This is a genomic window from Polymorphum gilvum SL003B-26A1 (assembly GCF_000192745.1).
Taxonomy (GTDB): domain Bacteria; phylum Pseudomonadota; class Alphaproteobacteria; order Rhizobiales; family Stappiaceae; genus Polymorphum; species Polymorphum gilvum.
This window is the reverse complement of sequence record NC_015259.1, coordinates 4,628,074-4,649,365: the sequence shown is the minus strand read 5'-3', so window position 1 is coordinate 4,649,365 and position 21,292 is coordinate 4,628,074. Positions and strand designations below refer to the sequence as shown.

Here is a 21,292-nt window from a genome sequence, read left to right as displayed (position 1 = left end):
CCGCCCGAACACGCGTCCCGGAAGACCGAACCCTTGCTAACTCTGAACCCAGGGAAGGCCGACCGCCTTCCAGCCGCCGAGCCGGCCCCGATGACCCGCCTCGTCGAGAGGCCCCTCGAAACCGCCGGCGATGTTGTAACAGGCCCTATAGCCGGCCTCGGTCATGGCGACAGCCGCGTGCAGGCTGCGCACGCCGGACCGGCACAGGAAATAGATCGGCGTGTCGGGTCCGAGGCCGCGCGTGCCGAGTTGCTCCGACAGGGTCGCCACGAAGTCCGGCACCGGTGTGCCGGCCGGGAACCCTTGCCATTCGACCAGCAGAACGTCCTTGCCCTGGCCTCGAAGATCCGGAACGCCCACGAAGGACCACTCGGCGCGCGTGCGCACGTCGACGAGCATCGCGTCCTGTCGGTCCCTGAGCGCTTCAAACGCTTCTTCCGGGTCGACATCCCCGGCATAAGTCACAGAATTCGACAACAGACCCCCTTCGCAATAGTCACCTATCGCGTGTAGCCGAAATCCAAATCTTTGGAGAATTCGAGTTAGATGCTCAAGTTTACGCGGAGACGATCCTGTGCGGGACAATACTTCTTGAAGCACTGTGCGGGGCGTTGGCCGCCTGATTATTTGTCGTCACCGTGATCATTTGTCAGTCCATGCACAAAGATGTTTTCTTGATTAAGCAACTGTCTCCGTCGCCCATTGATCGGACCATACACAGGCGGGTTGGGGCGGGCAACAGCCAGTCGTTAACAAATTCCGAACCGCGCCATCCGCCCCTTACGTCATTCTTCCGCGCCCCTGCACCTGCTGCCCGACAAAGGCGTTTTGACTCAACGTTTTTTCGTCGCCCGCTTCGCGGCAGGTGCCGGAAAGCGGGTCCGGCAAAAAATTTTACGGCCGCCGTATTGACTCAAACCGAATCCGCCCCGGAGCGCAGGCGTCCGCCGGACATACCTATAAACTATTGTTTTTATTGATAAAAAAATGACACTCCGCGACCTCCGCATTTCTCGGGAGGAGTTGGCGGATTTAGCCGATTGACATCTCAGTCAATTTTTACGGCTAACAAAAAACCCGGCCGCATGGACCGGGTTTTTTGTTGTTCGAGAGGGCCCGAGACTCTGGAGTCAGGCCCCGAGAGCCTTAACCCGCGCGTTCAGACGCGACACCTTGCGCGAGGCGGTGTTGGCGTGGATGACGCCCTTGGAAGCGGCGCGCATGATTTCCGGCTGGGCGACCTTGAGCGCCTCGCTGGCAGCAGCCTGGTCGCCGGAAGCGATGGCTTCCTCGACCTTGCGCAGGAAGGTGCGCACGCGGCTCCGCCGTGCCTTGTTGGTGGCCGTCCGGCGGGCAATCTTGCGGGCCGCCTTCTTGGCCGAGGGAGTGTTGGCCATGGGCTCAATCCTGGTCCGAGTGTGAAACAAAGATCCGTTTGACGGCCGGGGCGCGGATGCCTGCAGGCGCGTGCTCCCGCGTCAAACGAATTCGGTGGCAGTTTGGCCGCCACCGATTGGGCGTGGCTTATAGTCCCGGCGGCGGGTCCCGTCAATGCCTGCCGGCCCGCGACGATGGATTATTTGTTGCGGAACTGCGGCGAACGCTTCTCGACGAAGGCGCCCATGCCCTCGCTCTGATCGTCGGTGGCGAAGCTGGCATGGAACATGCGCCGCTCGAAGCGGATGCCCTCGGCGAGCGTCGTCTCGTAGGCGCGGTTGACGCTTTCCTTGACCATCATGGTGACCGGCAGCGAGAAATCGGCGATCTTCTCGGCGACCTTCATTACCTCCTCCATGAGGTCGTCGAGCGGCACGATGCGACTGACCAGGCCGGCGCGCTCGGCCTCCTCGGCGTCCATCATGCGGCCGGTCAGGCACATCTCCATCGCCTTGGACTTGCCGACGAAACGGGTCAGGCGCTGGGTACCGCCGGCGCCCGGCACCACGCCGAGCGTGATCTCGGGCTGGCCGAAGCGGGCGTTGTCGGCGGCGATGATGAAGTCGCACATCATCGCCAACTCGCAACCGCCACCCAGCGCGTAGCCGGCGACCGCGGCGATGACCGGCTTTCGGTTGCGCGCCACGCGGTCCCAGGGCGTGATGAAGTCAGTCAGATAGGCCCGGGCGAAATCCAGCGGCTGCATTTCCTTGATGTCGGCGCCGGCGGCAAAGGCCTTCTCCGAACCGGTCAGCACCACGCAGCCGATCCGCTCGTCCTTCTCGAAGGCGTCGAGCGCCGTAGCGACCTCGGCCATCAGCGCAGAGCTTAGCGCGTTCAGTGCCTTGGGGCGGTTCAGGGTGATCAGGCCCACCTTGCCGCGTTTCTCCGTCAGGATGTTCTCGTAAGCCATGGATGTCCTCTGGTCCGTTGAGCTGGCCCCGCACGCGGCGCGCCGTGCATCAGCCGTACCCGCATGGCGGGCGAGGTGCAAGACCGGCCGGCCTCACCTTTTCGCGGGGCCGCGCGGCGCCGTCAGCGCTGGCAGCGGCGGCAGAAGAAGGTCGAACGGTTGCTCTGCACGATGCGTTCGACGGTGCCGGGGCAGCCGGGCGTCCGGCACGGCTCGCCCTCGCGGCCGTAGACGGCGAAGGTATGCTGGAAATAGCCGAGAGAGCCGTCCGTGCGGGCATGGTCCCTGAGCGACGAGCCGCCAGCCTCGATCGCTTCCTCCAGGACGTTACGGATGGCGTCGGCGAGTTTCTCGCAGCGCGCGCCGCCTCTGGGCGACCCGCCTGCAATTGAGCCCGCCTCGCGGGTCGGGCTAAGGCCGGCGCGCCACAGGGCCTCGCACACATAGATGTTGCCGAGGCCGGCGATCAGCCCCTGATCGAGCAGGGCGGCCTTGAGCGGCGCGCGCTTGCCGGCGAACAGTTGCGCCAGGACGGCGCCGTCGAGCGCGTTGCCGAGCGGTTCCAGGCCCATCCTGGCAAACAGCGGATGGTCGGCAAGGCCGGCACGCTCGGCCAGCAGCATGAAGCCGAAGCGGCGCGGATCGTTGTAGGTGATGCGAACCGCCGTTCCCTCCGACCTCTCGAGGTGGAACACGACGTGATCGTGCCTTGGATCCTTCGAGCGGGCATGGACGAAGTCGCCCGGCATGTCCGCGCCGGATCCGGCCTCGATGCGGAACGAACCGGACATGCCGAGGTGCATGACCAGCACCGTGCCGTCGTCGAGGTCGGCCAGCAGGTACTTCGCGCGCCGCGACAGGGCTGTGACGTTTCGTCCCGTCAGCCGCGCCTCGAAGTCCTCCGGGAAGGGAAACCGGAGGTCGGGGCGGTTGCGGTCGACGGCGCGGATCCGCGCGCCTTCCATGGCGGGGGCAAGTCCCCGGCGGACGGTTTCCACTTCGGGCAATTCAGGCATGGTTTCGCCTATCGGTTCCCTGCAAAAGCCTATATGGGAGGGGTGCGCGGCCACCATAGCGCCGCGCCGCCGCTTGTACTATGGTCCGCCGCAACCGCAACGGACCAGGACGCGACCGGACCGCGCCGGCGTCCGGACACGCAGAACTTCAAGGCGCGCGAGGCATCGATGGCACAGAGAACTTCGACCCGTGATCCGCAGGACATGCCGACCAGCTTCGGCTTCGCCACGGTGGCGCAAGGCGAGAAGCAGGCGCTGGTCGACGACGTGTTCCACAAGGTGGCGAGCCGCTATGACCTGATGAACGACCTGATGTCCGGCGGCATGCACCGGCTGTGGAAGGACGCCATGGTCTCGACGCTCGCCCCGCCGCGCTCGGCCGTCCGGCCCTGGATCGTGCTCGACGTCGCCGGCGGCACCGGCGACATCGCCACACGCATCGTCGAGCGCTCCGGCGGCACGGCCAAGGCCGTCGTGCTCGACATCAACGGCTCGATGCTGGCCGTCGGCCGCGACCGCGCGGCCAAGGCCGGCCACGCCGACGCGATCCGCTTCACGCAGGGAAATGCCGAAACCCTGCCGTTCCCCGACAGGAGCTTCGACGCCTACACGATCGCCTTCGGCATCCGCAACGTGCCGGACATCCCCAGGGCGCTGCGCGAGGCGCACCGCGTTCTGAAGCGCGGCGGCCGTTTCCTGTGCCTGGAATTTTCCGAGGTCGACGTGCCGATGCTCGACCGGGTCTACGACGCCTTCTCGTTCAACGCCATTCCGGCGATCGGCCAGGCGGTGACCGGCGACGGCGAGCCCTACCGCTACCTGGTCGAATCGATCCGCAAGTTTCCCAACCAGGCGCGCTTTGCCGAGATGATCCGCGAGGCCGGCTTCGAGCGCGTCACCTGGCGCAACTATTCCGGCGGCATCGCGGCGCTGCATTCGGGCTGGAAGCTCTAGCGCGATGGCCGCGATCATGCCGTTCCTGCGCCTTTTCAAGGCCGGTTTCGTGCTGGCGCGCGAGGGCGTCTTTGGCCTGGCGGTGCTGCCGGACCTGCCGGCGGGCCCGCGGCTCGCCATCCGCTGCGCCCGCCTGCTCGAACGCCGCTCGGTACGCACGAAAAGTGCGGAACGGCGGCTGTCGGACGCCATGAACCGGCTCGGACCGTCCTACGTCAAGCTCGGCCAGTTCCTCGCCACCCGTGCCGACGTGGTCGGCAAGGAGGCGGCGGCGGAACTCGCCCATCTGCAGGACCGGCTGCCCGCCTTCCCGCAGGCCGAGGCCGAGGCAAGCGTCGCCGAGCAGCTGATGCGGCCGGTCGGCAACCTGTTCGAGGTCTTCGGCGAGCCGGTCGCGGCCGCCTCGATCGCTCAGGTCCATCCGGCGACGGTGCGTCTTGCCGACGGCTCGACGCGCAAGGTGGCGGTCAAGGTGCTGCGGCCGGGCGTCGCCCGCCGTTTCCAGCGCGATCTGGAGAGCTTCTACCTCGCCGCCCGGCTGGCGGAACGCTTCCACGCCCCGTCGCGGCGCCTGCGCCCGGTCGCGGTGGTCGACACCCTCGCCCGCTCGGTGGCGTTGGAAATGGATTTCCGCCTGGAGGCGGCGGCTTTGTCCGAAATGGCGGAGAACACCGCCGGCGATCCCGGCTTCCGGGTGCCGGCGGTCGACTGGACACGCTCGGCCAAGGGCGTGCTGACCATGGAATGGATCGACGGGCGCAAGATGTCGGACGTCGAGGGGCTGCGCGCCGACGGCCACGACCTCGAGGCGCTCGGCGCCGCCGTGATCCAGAGCTTCCTGCGCCACACCCTGCGCGACGGCTTCTTCCATGCCGACATGCACCAGGGCAACCTGTTCGTCGAGCCGGACGGCACGCTGGTCGCTGTCGACTTCGGCATCACCGGCCGGCTCGGCCGCGCCGAGCGCCGGTTCCTGGCCGAGATCCTCTACGGCTTCATCACCCGCAACTACCGGCGCGTCGCGGAGGTCCATTTCGAGGCCGGCTACGTGCCGGCCGACCAGGACGTCGACGTCTTCGCCCAGGCAATCCGCGCCATCGGCGAGCCGATCCACGGCCACGACGCCAGCGAGATCTCCATGGCCCGGCTGCTGACCCAACTGTTCGAGGTCACCGAGCTGTTCGAGATGCGCACCCAGACCCAGCTGATCATGCTGCAGAAGACCATGGTGGTGGTCGAGGGCGTGGCGCGCACGCTCAACCCGCATCTCGACATGTGGAAGACCGCCGAGCCGGTTGTCGGCGGCTGGATCGCCCAGAACCTCGGTCCGGCGGCCAAGCTGGCCGACGTCGCCGGCGGCGCGTCGGCGCTGCTGCGGCTGGCCGCCGACCTGCCGCTCTATGCCGAACGGGCCGGCCGCCTGTCGGCGGAGGTCGAGCGCATGGCCGAAAAGGGCCTGCGCTTCGACGCCGCGACCGCCGAGGCGATCGGCCGCGCCGAGGCCCGCCACGGTCGCTCGGGCCGCGTGGCGCTGTGGGTGATCGCGGTCGCTGCGGTTGTTCTGGCGCTCGGGGCCTGGTCCTGACCGGCCGCGCCGCCGAGCCTATCCGGCTGTCACCCGGCGCAGCGTCAGGTTGATCCTGCCGCCGGCCTTGAGCAGGGTGGAGGTGCCGGCGAGGATGCGGTCGATGCCGTGGAAGGCGAGGCGGGCGGTGCTGGCGAGCACCGCGACGTCGCCCGAGGCGAGCCGGAGCGAGGCGGTCCGATCCTTGCGACTCAGACCGCCGATGCGGAACATCGCCGTGTCGCCGAGCGACACGGAGACGACCGGCGCGTCGAAGGTCTCCTCGTCGCGGTCCTGGTGCAGGCCCATGCGGGCGCCCGGCTCGTAGAAGTTGATCAGGCAGGCCTCGGGCAGCGGCGCGGCGGGCGCGACCTCCGCCCAGAGCCGGAGCAGGACCGGAGGGATGTCGGACCATCTCCGGCCGGTTTCCGGATGAAATTCCTGGTAGCGGTAGCCGGTGCGGTCCGACACCCAGCCGAGCGGTCCGCAGTTGCTCATGCGCACCGAAAAGGGCTTTCCCGTCCGAGGCATGACCGGACGGAACAGCGGCGCCTCGGCCAGCGCGGCGCGCAGCGCGTCGATCAGGTCCTCCTGCGCGGCGCGGTCGAGATAGCCGGGCAGCAGGCGGAACCCGGCAGGGACAGGCGACGTCTCGGTCATGGCGGCGGCTCCGGTCGATCGGACGTAAGGGTAACCGTTTTCCAACGAATCCGGGCGAAATGCTGATGCACGGGACTCGATCCGGCAAGCGCCTTGCGGCATAACTTGGCTCCACCTATATAGCGGACGAGCCACGCTTCCGGGCTAGGTGTCCGGAACCGATCCGGCGGCATCGGCCGGGGCCCTACGTGAAAAGGAGCCGGACTGACGCCGTCCCGGGTCTTTCCGGTTTGCTAGAAAGAGAGGAAAAAATGGCAAAGGTCATCGGTATCGACCTCGGCACGACGAACTCGTGTGTCGCCGTCATGGACGGCAAGGATGCGAAGGTGATCGAGAACGCCGAAGGCGCCCGCACCACGCCTTCGATGGTTGCCTTCTCGGACGACGGCGAGCGCCTCGTCGGCCAGCCGGCCAAGCGCCAGGCGGTTACCAACCCCACCAACACCCTGTTTGCCGTCAAGCGCCTGATCGGGCGTCGCTACGACGACCCGACCGTGGCCAAGGACAAGGGCCTGGTACCCTACGAGATCGTCAAGGCCGACAACGGCGACGCTTGGGTGCAGGCCAACGGCCAGAAGTACTCCCCCTCGCAGATTTCCGCCTTCATCCTGCAGAAGATGAAGGAAACCGCCGAGAGCTATCTCGGCGAGCCGGTGATCCAGGCGGTCATCACCGTGCCGGCCTACTTCAACGACGCCCAGCGCCAAGCCACCAAGGATGCCGGCAAGATCGCGGGTCTCGAGGTGCTGCGTATCATCAACGAGCCGACGGCTGCCGCGCTCGCCTACGGCCTCGACAAGAACGACGGCAAGACGATCGCGGTCTACGACCTCGGCGGCGGTACCTTCGACGTGTCGATCCTGGAGATCGGTGACGGCGTGTTCGAAGTGAAGTCGACCAACGGCGACACGTTCCTCGGCGGCGAGGACTTCGACATGCGCCTGGTCGACTACCTGGCGTCCGAATTCAAGAAGGACCAAGGCATCGACCTCAAGAACGACAAGCTGGCCCTGCAGCGCCTGAAGGAGGCCGCGGAAAAGGCCAAGATCGAGTTGTCGTCGGCGTCGCAGACCGAGATCAACCTGCCGTTCATCACCGCCGACGCCTCCGGGCCGAAGCATCTGACGATGAAGCTGACTCGCGCCAAGTTCGAATCGCTCGTCGACGATCTGGTCCAGCGCACCGTCGGCCCGTGCAAGGCCGCGCTCAAGGACGCCGGCCTGGTCGCCGGCCAGATCGACGAGGTGGTGCTGGTCGGCGGCATGACGCGCATGCCGAAGATCCAGGAAGTGGTGAAGCAGTTCTTCGGCAAGGAGCCTCACAAGGGCGTCAACCCGGATGAGGTCGTCGCAATGGGCGCGGCGATTCAGGCTGGCGTTCTGCAGGGCGACGTCAAGGACGTGCTCCTGCTCGACGTGACGCCGCTGTCGCTCGGCATCGAGACACTCGGCGGCGTGTTCACCCGCCTGATTGACCGCAACACGACGATCCCGACCAAGAAGAGTCAGGTGTTCTCGACCGCGGAAGACAACCAGACGGCCGTGACCATCCGGGTATTCCAGGGCGAGCGCGAGATGGCGGCCGACAACAAGATGCTCGGCCAGTTCGATCTGGTCGGCCTGCCGCCGGCACCGCGCGGCGTGCCTCAGATCGAGGTCGCCTTCGACATCGACGCCAATGGCATCGTCAATGTGTCGGCCAAGGACAAGGGCACCGGCAAGGAGCAGCAGATCCGTATCCAGGCTTCGGGCGGCCTTTCGGACGCCGACATCGAGAAGATGGTCAAGGATGCCGAACTGCATGCCGACGAGGACAAGAAGCGCAAGGAACTGGTCGAGGCCAAGAACCACGGCGAGGCTCTGGTCCACTCAACCGAGAAGTCGCTCAAGGACTACGGCGACAAGGTGAGCGCCGCCGACAAGGGTGCCATCGAGACTGCGCTGGAAAGCCTCAAGGGCGCCCTGACCGGCACCGACCTGGCCGACATCCAGGCCAAGACCCAGGCGCTGGCCGAGGCTTCGATGAAGCTCGGCGAGGCCATGTACAAGGCCGCCCAGGCGGAGACCGAGGCAGGCGAAGGCGGTGACGGCGGTGCGACGGCCGGTGATGACGTCGTCGACGCCGACTTCGAGGAAGTCAAGGACGACGACAAGAAGTCGGCCTGAAGACAATCCGGTCCGGCGCGGCTTTTGTGGCCGCGCCGGGCCCTGTTCCGGTCTGACGATGACCCCGCTCCCCCTCGAACCTCCCTTCGGCTCCCTGTCGCTGCCCAAGCCGCTGGAACGGCTGCGCGCGGCTGCCGAACGGTTTCCGGCGAATCGGTTCGGCCGGGTCCTGACATCGCTCGTGCGACGGCTGTGCCTCGCCGGACGACGGGACCCGCTCGACGTGTCCCCACTGCCGACCATCCATGCCCGGCTTTATCCGCGCACCAACCGCTGCGAGAAGCGGGCAATCGCCGGGCTGCAGTTCTTCGACCTGGAGGAACGCCAGGCGCTTTCGGGTACGCTGGCCGGGAGTCAGTCGGATCCGTTCGTGTTCCTCGACCTCGGCGCCAATGTCGGGCTCTACAGTCTGTGGATGGTCTCAGAGGCCCGGCGCCTGGGCAAGCATATCGCCGTCGTCGCCGTGGAACCGGACGAGGTCACCCGCGCGCGTCTTGCCGCCAATGTGGCCGCCTCGGCCGCGGCCGAGATCCGCATCGCGTCCTGCGCGGTCGGCGAACGCGCCGGGACGGGCATGATGGTCCGCAACGATCGAAATCGCGGCGAGAACACGGTTGCCGTCACCGGCAGTAGTGAGGGTTTCGAGGTTCTGCCCATTCATGAGATCTGCCGCCGGCACGACCTGACGCATATCGACGCCATGAAGATCGACATCGAGGGACACGACCATGCGGCGCTGGCGTCCCTGTTCCGCGACGGCGATCCGGCGCTGTGGCCGGACGTGATTGTCGTGGAGGCGGGCAAACGCGAGGCAGTGCCGCCGGTGATCGAACTTTGCTTAAGAAACGGCTATGAGTCGGTCCGGCGGACGCGCCTGAACATGATCCTGCGCCGGGCGCCGCGTCCGACGGCTCTTGATGAGTGAATCCGATGGCCAAGCGTGATTTTTACGAGGTTCTGGGCGTCCCGCGCGATGCCGACGAAAAGACGCTGAAGAGCGCCTATCGCAAGCTCGCAATGCAGTATCATCCGGACCGCAACCCGGACGATGCCGCGGCCGAGACGCAGTTCAAGGAAGTCAACGAAGCCTACGACACGCTGAAGGATGCCCAGAAGCGAGCGGCCTACGATCGCTTCGGTCATGCTGCTTTCGAGAACGGCGGCGGCTTTGGCGCCCATTCCCACGATTTCGCCTCGACCATGTCCGACATCTTCGAGGAATTCTTCGGCATGGGCGGTGGCCGCCGGTCCGGCGGTCGCGAACGCGGCGCGGACCTGCGCTACAACCTCGACATCACGCTCGAGGAGGCCTTTTCCGGCAAGACGGTCGAGATCGCGGTTCCGACCAGCGTGACCTGCACGGCTTGTTCGGGCTCCGGTGCCAAGCCCGGCACCAGTCCGACTGCCTGCCGCACCTGCGGGGGGGCGGGACGTGTTCGCGCGGCGCAGGGCTTCTTCACCCTTGAGCGCACCTGTCCGACTTGCCAGGGACGCGGCCAGGTCATCTCGGACCCTTGTACATCCTGCGGCGGCGCGGGCCGCACCACTCAGGAGCGCACGCTGTCGGTCAACATCCCGGCCGGCATCGAGGACGGCACCCGTATCCGGCTCGCTGGCGAAGGCGAGGCGGGCCTGCGAGGCGGCCCTCCGGGCGACCTCTACATCTTCTTGTCGATCAAGCCGCACGAGTTTTTCCAGCGCGACGGCGCGGACCTCTACTGTCGCGTTCCGATCTCCATGACCACGGCGGCTCTGGGCGGCCAGTTCGACGTGCCGACGGTCGACGGTGCGACCACGCGCGTGAAAGTGCCGGAGAGCACCCAGACCGGCAAGCAGTTCCGTCTCAAGGGCAAGGGCATGCCGGTGCTGCGTTCCAGCCAGTTCGGCGACATGTACATCCAGGTCACGGTCGAGACGCCGACCAACCTGACCAAACGCCAACGCGAACTCTTGGCCGAGTTCGAACGTGAGAGCTCGGGCGAGAACAACCCCGAATCGACAGGCTTCTTCGCCCGAGTGAAGGACTTCTTGGACAATCTTGGCGGTTGATGCCAAAGGCTGGGTTGAAACCTGCCCGGTCTTTTCCTTACATAAGTCGGACAGGAGGCGGAAAGACGACATGTCTGCCGAGAAAACGCTCAAGTCGAAGACGCTGCTGGACAAGATCCAGGATGAATTGCGGTTCTTTCGCGGTTGGGTCGACAGCCCGCTCACGATGGGCGCGATCAGCCCTTCGGGTCCCGAACTCGCCCGACGCATTGCGTCGTTCCTTCCGGTCCGGCCGGGTGGCAGATACCTAGAGCTCGGGCCGGGTACAGGCGTTGTAACCAAGGCGATATTCGACCGCGGCGTACGGCCCGAGGACTTGGTGACGATTGAATACAACGCAGATTTCTGCCGCCTGCTGCGCCAGCGCTATCCGGCCCTGACGACCATCCAGGGCGACGCCTACGCGTTGCGCAAGACCTTGGAACAGCTCGGGCCGGTCGAATCCGGGTCGCTCGCCGGTATCGTGTCGGGCCTGCCGCTGTTCACCCGACCGCCCGAGGTACGCCAGACCCTGATCGAGGAAGGCCTCGCCCTTCTCGAACCGGGCGCGCCGTTTATCCAGTTTTCCTATGCCTTCGTGCCGCCGGTCAAACCGGTGCCGGGCTGGCTGGAGTTGTCGCGTACCGATTGGATCTTCCGCAATCTGCCGCCTGCGCGGGTGTGGGTCTACCGCCGACCTGCCTGACGCGTCAGCGGACCGAGGCTCCGCCGCCCGGCGTTGGACTTTTCGCGCCGGTCCCCTTTATTTGCCTGTGCAAACCCGAAGGTCCTTTCAGGAGGTGGCATGCGTCAGCCGAGAATTCTCGTGTTCTCCGGATCGATCCGCGGCGGATCCTACAACACCCGGCTCGCCGCCCTGGCCGCCAAGCGCCTGTTGCTGGCGGATGCGGACGTTACCCGTATCTCCCTCGCTGACTATCCCATGCCGATCTACGACGGTGATCGGGAGCGGGAAAAAGGTGTGCCGGACAGCGCTCACAAGCTCAAGCGACAGATGCAGGAGCACGGCGGCGTGTTCATTGCCTGCCCGGAATACAACACCGCGGTAACGCCGCTGCTGAAGAACACTCTCGACTGGCTGAGCCGGCTGAACGATCCGGGCGAGCCGCCAGCGGCGGCTTTCAAGGATCGGGTCTTCGCCGTCGGCGCCGCCTCGACCGGCGCGCTCGGGGGCATGCGCGGCCTGATCGGCGTGCGGACCATCCTGGAAGTCGGCCTCGGCGCGCTCGTCCTGCCGGACATGGTCAGCGTTCCGAAGGCCAACGAAGCGTTCGATGATCACGGCGAACTCAGGGACGAGCGGGCCTCGGGGTTGCTCGACGTCCTGACGCGGCGGCTGATCCGTGAGGTCAGGGCGCGTGGCTGAGCGAGCGGCGCCGCAGCCGGACCGCCGACTTGGCTTTCCCCGCCTTGCCACCTAAATAGAGGGCGCGCCCGGCATACCGGGCGACGACCGTTCATTCCAGGCTATCGACAGGCCTGCTCAGCACGGGAACCGATCATGAGCGCAGAACACGGGCCTGCCGTCTGGCACGGCACGACGATCCTGATGGTACGCAAGGACGGCCGGGTGGTGATTGCCGGCGACGGTCAGGTTTCGCTCGGCCAGACCGTCATCAAGAACACCGCTCGCAAGGTCCGGCCTCTCGCCAAGGGCGAGGTGATAGGCGGCTTTGCCGGAGCGACCGCCGATGCCTTCACCCTGTTCGAGCGGCTGGAAGCCAAGCTGGAACAGTATCCGGGTCAGTTGATGCGCGCCTGCGTCGAGCTTGCCAAGGACTGGCGAACGGACCGCTACTTGCGTCGTCTGGAGGCGATGATGCTGGTCGCCGACAAATCCGTATCTCTTGTCCTCACCGGTACCGGCGACGTGCTGGAGCCGGAAGGCGGCGTGATGGGGATCGGTTCGGGCGGCAACTATGCGTTGGCGGCCGCCCGTGCACTTATCGACGGCGACCTTGACGCGGAGGCGATCGCGCGCAGGGCGATGACGATCGCCGCCGACATCTGTGTCTATACCAACGGCAACATCCTCGTTGAGAGCTTGGCGAGCGACGGTTGAGACCTCGCCGCACCGCTCCGGCCAGACCCCGAACAGACGGACCGACCCGACCATGACCACGTTTTCTCCGCGGGAAATCGTTTCCGAACTGGACCGCTTCATCGTCGGCCAGAAGGACGCCAAGCGCGCCGTGGCCATTGCGTTGCGCAACCGCTGGCGCCGCCAGCAGCTCGAAAGCCCGATGCGCGAGGAGGTCCTGCCTAAGAACATCCTCATGATCGGCCCGACCGGCGTCGGCAAGACCGAGATTTCGCGCAGGCTGGCCAGGCTCGCCAACGCGCCCTTCGTGAAGGTGGAGGCGACCAAGTTCACCGAGGTCGGCTATGTCGGCCGCGACGTGGAACAGATCGTGCGCGACCTGGTCGAGGCCGGCATCAGCCTGGTGCGCGAGGCCAGGCGGCAGGAGGTCAAGGCGAAGGCGCATGTGCTCGCAGAGGAACGCGTGCTCGACGCTCTGGTCGGCGCCAGCGCCAGCCCGGCGACGCGCGACAGCTTCCGCCGCAAGCTGCGCGACGGCGATCTCGACGCCAAGGAGATCGAGATCGAGGTGCGCGCCCAGCCGCAGATGCCGAGCTTCGAGCTGCCGGGCATGCCGGGCGCCAGCGTCGGCGTCATGAATGTCTCCGAACTGCTCGGCAAGGCCTTCGGCAGCCATACCCGGACGCGGCGCGTGTTGGTCAAGGACTCCTACGAGATCCTCATCAACGAGGAATCCGACAAGCTGCTCGACGAGGAGAAGATCGTTCAGGAAGCGATCGCCCTGGTCGAGAATGCCGGCATCGTGTTTCTCGACGAGATCGACAAGATCTGCGCCCGCGACGGCCGGGTCGGCGGCGACGTTTCGCGCGAGGGCGTGCAGCGCGACCTGCTGCCGCTGATCGAGGGCACGGTCGTATCGACCAAGCATGGGCCGGTGAAGACCGACCACGTCCTGTTCATCGCCTCGGGCGCATTCCATGTCGCCAAGCCCTCGGACCTGCTGCCGGAACTGCAGGGCCGCCTGCCGATCCGGGTCGAGCTGAAGCCCCTGACCCGCGACGATTTCCGGTCTATCCTGACCGAGCCTGAAGCGAGTCTGATCAAGCAATATGTTGCCCTGTTGAAGACAGAGGGCGTGGCGCTCGAATTCACCGACGATGCCATCGACGAGATCGCGACCATCGCGGTCGACCTCAATGCCACGGTCGAAAACATCGGCGCCCGACGTCTGCAGACGGTGATGGAGCGGATCCTGGACGAGGTGTCCTTCACGGCTCCCGACCACGACGGCAGGACCGTGACCATCGACGCCGCCTATGTCCGCGACAATGTTGGAGAACTCGCCAAGAACATCGACCTGTCCCGCTTCATCCTGTAGGCGGAAGGGGTCAACAGAAGCGGGGATGCGGCTTTCGCGCCGCTTGCCCCGCGCCCGGGTGGATGGCAGCATGCGCCCATGGTAGCCATCAGAAAGAGTTTCGAGGAAGGCCATCGGCGCAAGTTCCTCGTCGTCGTCGACGACACGCCCGAATGCGACCGGGCGATCGTCTATGCGGCCAAGCGCGCGGCGCGGACCGGTGGCGTCGTGACGCTGCTGTTCGTGATCGCGCCGGGCGATTTCCAGCACTGGATCGGCGTCGAGGACATCATGCGCGCTGAGGCCCGCGAGCAGGCGGAGGCGACGCTGGTCAAGGCGATGGACCGGGTGCGCGCGGTGGCCCGCACCGATCCGGAATCGGTCATCCTGGAAGGCAACAAGTCCGAGGAGATCGTGAAGCTGATCGAATCGGATGCCGACATCGCCATCCTTGTCCTAGCCGCCGGCATGGGATCGGAGGGGCCGGGCCCGCTGGTCACCTCCATCGCCGGAAAGGCTGCCGGGAACTTTCCCATTCCGGTGACCATCGTGCCCGGCAATCTGGACGACGAATCCATTGCGGCGCTGGCCTGACCGCCGGGTGCCGCCCCATCGGGCCTTGACCCGTGGCGAAAGCCCATTATCTGGTTTATAAGAATTCCAAACTGGGCCGAGGCCTTCCGCATGCACCCGACCCAGGCTTGCGACCGAGGATCCGATCATGTTCATCCAGACCGAGGCGACGCCGAACCCGGCGACCCTGAAATTCCTGCCCGGACGGGTCGTCCTTGCGGACGGCACCTATGATTTCCGCAGCTCCGACGAGGCCGGCGCGTCGCCGCTTGCCGAGAAGCTGTTCGCGGTGCCGGGGGTCGTGGCCGTGTTCTTCGGCCATGATTTCATCACGGTGACCAAGGACGACACCGACTGGCAGCACATGAAGCCCGCGATCCTCGGAGCGATCATGGAGCAGTTCATGTCTGGCACTCCGGTCATGCGCAGCGCTGCCGTCCAGGCCGGGGGGGAGGACGAGTTCTTCGACAGCGATGACGAAGAGACGGTGACGGTGATCAAGGACCTGCTCGAAACCCGCGTGCGCCCGGCAGTTGCGCAGGACGGCGGCGACATCACCTTCAAGGGCTTCAAGGAAGGTGTGGTCTATCTGTCGATGCGCGGCGCCTGCGCCGGCTGCCCGTCGTCGACGGCAACGCTCCAGCACGGCATCCAGAACCTGCTGCGCCACTTCGTGCCGGAAGTCGAGGAAGTCCGCGCGATCTGATCGCGTCCCGCCCCATGCGAAACGGCCCGGCATCGGTGCCGGGCCGTTTTCGTTCCTGCCGGCTGGACATGCGCAAGAGCTACCTTCGGGGTAAGTCGAAAGCTCCTCTCGACACGCCGTTCGGGCCGGACTAATCGAGAGCATCATGCGCGTCCTTGCGATCGACACCGCCCTAGCCAATTGCGCCGCAGCCGTCCTCGGCGGCAGCGCGCCTCTCGTCTCCCGCAGCGAGACGATCGGCCGCGGCCATGCCGAACGGCTGATGACGATGATCGGCGACGTCATGGCGGAATCCTCCACCGCCTTCTCGGACCTCGACCGGATCGTCGTCACCACCGGTCCAGGCAGCTTCACCGGCCTGCGGGTCGGCCTGTCGGTGGCGCGCGGCTTCGGCCTGGTGCTCGGGAAGCCGGTCATCGGCATCACCACACTGGCGGCGATCGCGGCCGGACTCGCCGCCGAGGCATACGGTCGGCCGCTCGTCGTCGCGTTGGAGGCGCGCAACGGCGAGGCCTATGTCCAGGCATTCAATGCAGCCGGACAGCCCGCGGACGAGCCGGCGGTGCGACAGATTGCGGACCTGGCCGCCAGCCTGCCGGACGGTGCCTGCCTCGCCGGTTCTGCAGCGCGGGACGTTGCGGTGTCGGCCGGCCTGTCGGACGACCGCGTGCTGTCCGACTGCGCCTTTGCGGACATCGGCGTCGTCGCCCGACTGGGCCAGGCCGCCGAGCCGGGCAGCGCGCCGGTACCACTCTATCTGCGTGCCCCGGATGCCAGGCCGCAGGTCAAGGGAAGGATCGAGCGACTATGAGCTTCTGGTGGTTCTGGTCCGCGCCGCCGGTCGTCGAGCCGGCGCTCGATGAAGACCTTCCGAGACTGGCGGAAATCCACGCGCGATCGTTCTCCCATCCCTGGGATGCGGACGAACTCGCGCGCCTGCGCGGACAGCGCGGCGCAAGCGTGCTCCTTGCCAGGCGTGCCAGTCCCTACGGCTCCCGCACGCCGCTCGGCCTGCTGATCCTGCGCATGGCGGCCGACGAGGCGGAGGTTCTGACGCTGGCCGTCGATCCGCGTCATCGCGGGCGCGGGATCGGCAAGCGGCTGATGCAGGAAGGCATGTTCCGCCTGTACGGCGACCGCTGCAAGAGCCTGTTCCTCGAGGTCGACGCCGCCAATGAGGCGGCTCTGCTGCTCTACCGCTCGCTCGGCTTCCAGCAGGTCGGCGAGCGCAAGGGATACTACCGGGCCAGCGAGGCGGAAGGCACCGCGCTTGTCATGCGGGTCGATCTTCGCTAATCGCTGCAGTCGAACAACGGTCACGAAGAACGGGCTACAGCGTTATGGCAGACGACCGGCAGTCGACGCTCGCGGACCTGTGCATCGCCAAAGGCATGCGCATGACCGAACAGCGGCGCATCATCGCCTCGGTCATCGAACAGGCCTCGGATCGCCACCCCGATGTCGAGGAGCTGTACCGGCGCGCCGCCGCCATCGACTCGCGCATCTCGATCTCGACCGTCTACCGAACCGTTAAGCTGTTCGAGGACGCCGGGATCATCGAGCGCCACGACTTCCGGGATGGTCGGTCGCGCTACGAGACCGTGCCGGACGAACATCACGACCACCTGATCGACCTGCGCACCGGCAAGGTGATCGAGTTCCGCAACGAGGACATCGAGGCGCTGCAGGAGTTGATCGCCAAGCGGCTCGGCTACCGGCTGGTCGACCACCGGCTCGAGCTCTACGGTGTGCCGCTCGCCGACGCGCGGCCGGATGCCGGCGATGATGCAGATTAGGGCCGTTCTGGTCATGCTCCTGCTGACCCTTGTGTCCCTGGTCCTCATCCCGGTCCAGTGGCTGGCGCTCAAGGCGGACTGGCCGATCAAGCGAGACCTTCCTCTGCTGTGGCACCGGATCGCGACGCGCCTGGTCGGCATCAGGATCCGGCAGATCGGCGCGCCGGCAACGAGCCGACCGTTGTTGATCGCCGCCAATCACGCCTCCTGGGTCGATATCGCCGTGCTCGGCTCCCTGATGCCGCTGTCCTTCATCGCTAAGTCGGAGGTCGCGAGTTGGCCGGTGTTCGGGCTGTTCGCCAAGCTGCAGCGATCGGTTTTCGTCGACCGCGCGCGACGCAACCACACCGGCAAGGTTGCAGACAAGATCGCTGAGCGGATCACCGACGGCGACGTCATGGTGCTGTTCGCCGAGGGCACCTCCAATGACGGCAACGGCGTGCTGCCGTTCCGCTCCGCCCTGCTCGGCGCGGCGACCAGAGCTTTGGCGGACGGCCACACGGTCTGCGTTCAGCCACTGTCGATCGCCTATACTGCTCTACAGGGCTTGCCCATGGGGCGCCAGTTCCGCCCGCATGTCGCCTGGTACGGCGACATGGAACTGGCCGGCCACCTGTGGGGCGTGTTCTGCGACGGTGCCCTTGACGTCACCGTCACCTGGGGCCATCCGGTCAGCGTCGACCCCGACCTCGACCGCAAGGCCCTGACCGGACGTCTGGAGCGGGAAGTGCGGGAAATGACCGTCGCCGCCCTGACCGGCCGGCCGTGGCCCGAACCGGAGCGGGCCCGCGAGCCGGAAGGGGCGTGAGCCTATTCTCAAGCAGCGAAAAAGCCGCTAAAGCTGGCGGATGCCCGGCGGGCCAGTCAAACTTGTGCCGGAAATCCGTCACATGTCGTGCGCTACACTACAATCCGCGGGCCCGCATTGGCGCCGTCGGGTCTGTGCAAGGCGCCGTGAGGAGTGAATGACGAGTCGTTCCACGAACAATAAGATCCTGCCGGCTGGCGAGATCGCCGGGGGGGCTGCTGGCCGGAAGGTGTTTGTACGCACCTATGGCTGCCAGATGAATGTCTATGACAGCGGTCGCATGGCCGAGGTGCTCGCGCCGCAGGGCTACAGCCAGACCGAGACTCTGGAAGATGCCGATCTCGTCATCCTCAACACCTGCCACATCCGAGAGAAGGCGGCGGAGAAGGTCTATTCCGAGCTCGGCCGCCTGCGCAAGATCAAGGACGAACGTGCCCGCGCCGGCAAGCCGACGTTGATCGGCGTCGCCGGCTGCGTCGCCCAGGCCGAGGGCGAGGAGATTTCCCGTCGCGCACCCGTGGTCGACCTGGTGTTCGGTCCGCAGAGCTATCATCGCCTGCCGGATCTCCTGGTCCGGGCGGCCGGCGGCGCCAAGGTGGTCGAGACCGAGTTCGACATCGACGAGAAGTTCGAACACCTGGCGGAACAGTCCAAGCGGATGCCGCTGGCGCGGGCGGCGTCGGCGTTCCTGACCGTGCAGGAAGGCTGTGACAAGTTCTGCACCTTCTGCGTCGTCCCCTACACCCGCGGCGCCGAGGTGTCCCGTCCGCTCGGCCAGATCCTGCAGGAAGCGGAAGGCCTGGCTGCCGCCGGCGTGCGCGAGATCACCCTGCTCGGCCAGAACGTCAACGCCTGGCACGGAGAGGGGCCGGACGGCAGGCCGTGGGGCCTCGGCCGCCTGCTGCGCCGGCTGGCCGAGGTCGACGGCCTCGACCGTCTTCGCTACACCACCAGCCATCCGCGCGACATGGACGACGAGTTGATCGCGGCCCATCGCGACATGCCCGAACTGATGCCCTACCTGCATCTGCCGGTGCAATCGGGGTCCGACCGCATTCTTGCCGCGATGAACCGCAAGCACGGCCGGGATGACTATTTCCGCCTGGTCGACCGCATCCGCGAGGCCTCGCCCGGGCTCGCCCTGTCGGGCGACTTCATCGTCGGCTTCCCCGGCGAGACGGATGCCGATTTCGCCGACACGATGGATCTGGTGCGGCGCGTCGGCTATGCCTCGTGCTTCTCGTTCAAGTACAGCCAGCGGCCCGGCACGCCGGGAGCAGCCATGGCGGACCAGCTGCCTGAGGCGGTCAAGAGCACGCGCCTCGCCGAACTGCAGACGCTGCTGTCGGACCAGCAGAGAGCCTTCAACGCCTCGCGTCTCGGCATCACCTGCGACGTGCTGCTGGAGAAGAAGGGCCGCCAGGCAGGCCAGCTGACCGGCAAGTCGCCCTGGCTGCAGGCGGTCCAGGTCGATGCGCCCGATGCCCTGATCGGCACCATCCAGCCGGTCGAAATTGTTGACATCGGTGCCAATTCGCTGTTCGGACGGCTCGCTGGCGGGCAGTATGGAAGCATATCTCCGGTTGATGGCTCCAGACAGGAGGCCGCCTTTTGACACGTGACAGCCACTCTTCGGTGCGCAGGACCCCGGATCGGGGCGCGGTTCCAGCCTCGGACATGACCCATCTCGTCCTTGCTTTCGAAGACAACCGGCTGATCGGCGACCTCTTCGGCCAGTTCGACCAGAACCTTGCCCTGATCGAGCAGAGGCTCGGCGTCGACGCCATGGCCCGCGGCAATCAGGTGACGCTGAAAGGCAAGCATCGTCAGTGCGAGCAGGCGCGCCACGCGCTGGAGGCGCTCTACCAGAGGCTGCAACAGGGTCACGAGATCCATCCGGCCGATGTCGATGGCGCCTTGCGCATGGCCGCCGCCGCCGAGGCGCAGCTGCCCCTGCCCACCCTCGAACCGCGCTCGCGCCTCGCCTTCGCCCAGATCGCGACCCGTCGCAAGACACTGGTCGCCCGGACCGCCGCGCAGGACGCCTATATCCGCTCCATGGACCGGGCGGACCTCGTGTTCGGCACCGGCCCGGCCGGCACCGGCAAGACCTTTCTCGCCGTTGCCTATGCGGCCGCGCTGCTGGAACGCGGCGACGCCGCCCGACTGATCCTGTCACGGCCGGCCGTCGAGGCCGGCGAAAGGCTCGGCTTCCTGCCCGGCGATATGAAGGAAAAGGTCGACCCGTACCTGCGCCCGCTCTATGACGGCCTCTACGAGATGATGTCGCCCGAGAAGGTCGACCGCGGTCTGCAGTCGGGCATGATCGAGGTCGCTCCGCTTGCCTTCATGCGCGGGCGAACGCTGTCCAACGCGGTGATTCTGCTCGACGAGGCGCAGAACACCACCACCATGCAGATGAAGATGTTCCTCACCCGGCTGGGTGAGAATTCCAAGATGATCGTCACGGGCGATCCGAGCCAGGTGGACCTGCCGCCGGGCCAGAAGTCCGGTCTGCGCGAGGCGCTTGGCCTGCTGCGCGAGATCGAGGGCGTCGCGCACGTTGAGTTCACCGAGGCCGATGTCGTGCGTCACGAACTGGTCGGGCGAATCGTCAAGGCTTATGACGACGCAAGCCGCGAGGCGCTGCAGGCGCGGGAGCGCCGACTGGAAGCATCAGGCGAGCCGGAATGATCGGGATCTCGGCCACGCCGGTGGGCGCCCTGCCGGAGGACCTGCAGATCGACCTGGCCGTCGAGGCCGGCGACTGGCCGGACGGAGCCCGGCTCGAGGACCTGACCCGGGCGGCGGTCGCAGCCGCATTCCGCAATGCGCCGCTGCGGACGCTGCCAGGGTCCGAGCTGTCCCTGGTGTTCCTGGACGACGACGGCATCCGCGCGCTGAACCGGTCCTGGCGCAACAAGGACAAGCCCACCAACGTCCTGTCGTTCTCCGGCGGCGATGCGGTCGGCGGTCGCTACGGTCCGATGCTCGGCGACATCGTGTTGTCGTCCGACACGCTGGCACGCGAGGCGAAAGAGCAGGGTATTTCCTTTTGTGATCATTTTTCGCATCTCGTTGTTCACGGACTTCTTCATCTTTTCGGTTATGATCACCAGATTGAGGCCGAAGCGGAGATCATGGAGGGGCTGGAAAGACGCATTCTGGCGGATCTGGGGATTGCAGATCCCTATGCCGGCGACCCCTTGACCGCGGACAAGGACTAGGATGCCCCGCGCCTTCCGGCGCAGCC

Annotated in this window: 23 protein-coding genes; 18 read left to right on the top strand and 5 right to left on the bottom strand. The window is 66.4% G+C overall.

The annotated features are described in order from the left end of the window. Positions 1-36: 36 nt before the first annotated feature. The 4 genes from SL003B_RS21855 to mutM form a co-directional block, all read right to left on the bottom strand. Complete coding sequence (locus SL003B_RS21855) at positions 37-477, bottom strand: rhodanese-like domain-containing protein (RefSeq protein WP_242390303.1); 441 nt, start codon at positions 475-477, stop codon at positions 37-39. Positions 478-1,130: 653 nt separating this feature from the next. Continuing rightward, positions 1,131-1,397 (bottom strand): 30S ribosomal protein S20, encoded by a 267-nt coding sequence (gene rpsT, locus SL003B_RS21850; protein ID WP_013655048.1) that lies wholly within the window; start codon positions 1,395-1,397, stop codon positions 1,131-1,133. Between the two features lie 179 nt (positions 1,398-1,576). Next, positions 1,577-2,350: an enoyl-CoA hydratase gene (locus SL003B_RS21845; protein WP_013655047.1), complete on the bottom strand. Its 774-nt coding sequence runs from the start codon at positions 2,348-2,350 to the stop codon at positions 1,577-1,579. A gap of 122 nt (positions 2,351-2,472) precedes the next feature. After that, a complete protein-coding gene (mutM, locus tag SL003B_RS21840; protein ID WP_041375693.1) occupies positions 2,473-3,366 on the bottom strand; it encodes a bifunctional DNA-formamidopyrimidine glycosylase/DNA-(apurinic or apyrimidinic site) lyase in 894 nt (297 codons plus the stop codon). Between the two features lie 168 nt (positions 3,367-3,534). Between mutM and ubiE the strand changes: the two genes are divergently transcribed. Both ubiE and ubiB read left to right on the top strand, forming a co-directional pair. Continuing rightward, positions 3,535-4,320 (top strand): bifunctional demethylmenaquinone methyltransferase/2-methoxy-6-polyprenyl-1,4-benzoquinol methylase UbiE, encoded by a 786-nt coding sequence (gene ubiE, locus SL003B_RS21835; protein ID WP_041376394.1) that lies wholly within the window; start codon positions 3,535-3,537, stop codon positions 4,318-4,320. A 4-nt stretch (positions 4,321-4,324) separates the two neighbouring features. Beyond that, the gene (ubiB, locus tag SL003B_RS21830) at positions 4,325-5,905 is read left to right on the top strand and encodes a 2-polyprenylphenol 6-hydroxylase (RefSeq protein WP_013655044.1); all 1,581 of its coding nucleotides are present in this window, start codon (positions 4,325-4,327) and stop codon (positions 5,903-5,905) included. Between the two features lie 18 nt (positions 5,906-5,923). Here ubiB and SL003B_RS21825 read toward each other — a convergent pair whose 3' ends face one another. After that, a complete protein-coding gene (locus SL003B_RS21825; RefSeq protein WP_013655043.1) occupies positions 5,924-6,544 on the bottom strand; it encodes an alpha-ketoglutarate-dependent dioxygenase AlkB family protein in 621 nt (206 codons plus the stop codon). Positions 6,545-6,795: 251 nt separating this feature from the next. Between SL003B_RS21825 and dnaK the strand changes: the two genes are divergently transcribed. From dnaK to ybeY, 16 genes are all read left to right on the top strand, one after another. Continuing rightward, the gene (gene dnaK, locus SL003B_RS21820) at positions 6,796-8,709 is read left to right on the top strand and encodes a molecular chaperone DnaK (protein WP_013655042.1); all 1,914 of its coding nucleotides are present in this window, start codon (positions 6,796-6,798) and stop codon (positions 8,707-8,709) included. 58 nt (positions 8,710-8,767) lie between these two features. Continuing rightward, positions 8,768-9,634: an FkbM family methyltransferase gene (locus SL003B_RS21815; RefSeq protein WP_013655041.1), complete on the top strand. Its 867-nt coding sequence runs from the start codon at positions 8,768-8,770 to the stop codon at positions 9,632-9,634. A 5-nt stretch (positions 9,635-9,639) separates the two neighbouring features. Then, the gene (gene dnaJ / locus SL003B_RS21810; RefSeq protein ID WP_013655040.1) at positions 9,640-10,758 is read left to right on the top strand and encodes a molecular chaperone DnaJ; all 1,119 of its coding nucleotides are present in this window, start codon (positions 9,640-9,642) and stop codon (positions 10,756-10,758) included. Positions 10,759-10,828: 70 nt separating this feature from the next. Continuing rightward, on the top strand, positions 10,829-11,443 hold the full coding sequence (locus SL003B_RS21805) for a class I SAM-dependent methyltransferase (RefSeq protein WP_013655039.1): 615 nt from the start codon (positions 10,829-10,831) through the stop codon (positions 11,441-11,443). A 99-nt stretch (positions 11,444-11,542) separates the two neighbouring features. Then, positions 11,543-12,124, top strand: coding sequence for an NADPH-dependent FMN reductase (locus SL003B_RS21800; protein WP_013655038.1), 582 nt, complete (start codon positions 11,543-11,545; stop codon positions 12,122-12,124). Positions 12,125-12,259: 135 nt separating this feature from the next. Next, the gene (gene hslV / locus SL003B_RS21795) at positions 12,260-12,820 is read left to right on the top strand and encodes an ATP-dependent protease subunit HslV (RefSeq protein ID WP_013655037.1); all 561 of its coding nucleotides are present in this window, start codon (positions 12,260-12,262) and stop codon (positions 12,818-12,820) included. Positions 12,821-12,872: 52 nt separating this feature from the next. Then, a complete protein-coding gene (gene hslU, locus SL003B_RS21790) occupies positions 12,873-14,177 on the top strand; it encodes an ATP-dependent protease ATPase subunit HslU (protein WP_013655036.1) in 1,305 nt (434 codons plus the stop codon). A gap of 78 nt (positions 14,178-14,255) precedes the next feature. Continuing rightward, complete coding sequence (locus SL003B_RS21785; RefSeq protein ID WP_013655035.1) at positions 14,256-14,750, top strand: universal stress protein; 495 nt, start codon at positions 14,256-14,258, stop codon at positions 14,748-14,750. Positions 14,751-14,877: 127 nt separating this feature from the next. Then, the gene (locus SL003B_RS21780; protein ID WP_013655034.1) at positions 14,878-15,435 is read left to right on the top strand and encodes a NifU family protein; all 558 of its coding nucleotides are present in this window, start codon (positions 14,878-14,880) and stop codon (positions 15,433-15,435) included. A gap of 145 nt (positions 15,436-15,580) precedes the next feature. Then, on the top strand, positions 15,581-16,246 hold the full coding sequence (tsaB, locus tag SL003B_RS21775) for a tRNA (adenosine(37)-N6)-threonylcarbamoyltransferase complex dimerization subunit type 1 TsaB (protein ID WP_013655033.1): 666 nt from the start codon (positions 15,581-15,583) through the stop codon (positions 16,244-16,246). Then, complete coding sequence (gene rimI / locus SL003B_RS21770; protein WP_013655032.1) at positions 16,243-16,731, top strand: ribosomal protein S18-alanine N-acetyltransferase; 489 nt, start codon at positions 16,243-16,245, stop codon at positions 16,729-16,731. The genes tsaB and rimI overlap by 4 nt, the downstream gene beginning before the upstream one ends. Before the next feature lie 44 nt (positions 16,732-16,775). Then, on the top strand, positions 16,776-17,231 hold the full coding sequence (locus tag SL003B_RS21765; protein ID WP_013655031.1) for a Fur family transcriptional regulator: 456 nt from the start codon (positions 16,776-16,778) through the stop codon (positions 17,229-17,231). Next, positions 17,218-18,039: a lyso-ornithine lipid O-acyltransferase gene (olsA, locus tag SL003B_RS21760; protein ID WP_041376393.1), complete on the top strand. Its 822-nt coding sequence runs from the start codon at positions 17,218-17,220 to the stop codon at positions 18,037-18,039. Before SL003B_RS21765 ends, olsA begins: the two co-directional genes overlap by 14 nt. Before the next feature lie 157 nt (positions 18,040-18,196). Further along, positions 18,197-19,654 (top strand): tRNA (N6-isopentenyl adenosine(37)-C2)-methylthiotransferase MiaB, encoded by a 1,458-nt coding sequence (gene miaB, locus SL003B_RS21755; RefSeq protein WP_013655029.1) that lies wholly within the window; start codon positions 18,197-18,199, stop codon positions 19,652-19,654. A gap of 62 nt (positions 19,655-19,716) precedes the next feature. Next, on the top strand, positions 19,717-20,733 hold the full coding sequence (locus SL003B_RS21750) for a PhoH family protein (protein ID WP_013655028.1): 1,017 nt from the start codon (positions 19,717-19,719) through the stop codon (positions 20,731-20,733). Further along, positions 20,730-21,266, top strand: a complete 537-nt coding sequence (gene ybeY / locus SL003B_RS21745) for an rRNA maturation RNase YbeY (protein WP_013655027.1) — start codon at positions 20,730-20,732, stop codon at positions 21,264-21,266. The genes SL003B_RS21750 and ybeY overlap by 4 nt, the downstream gene beginning before the upstream one ends. Positions 21,267-21,292: the final 26 nt, after the last annotated feature.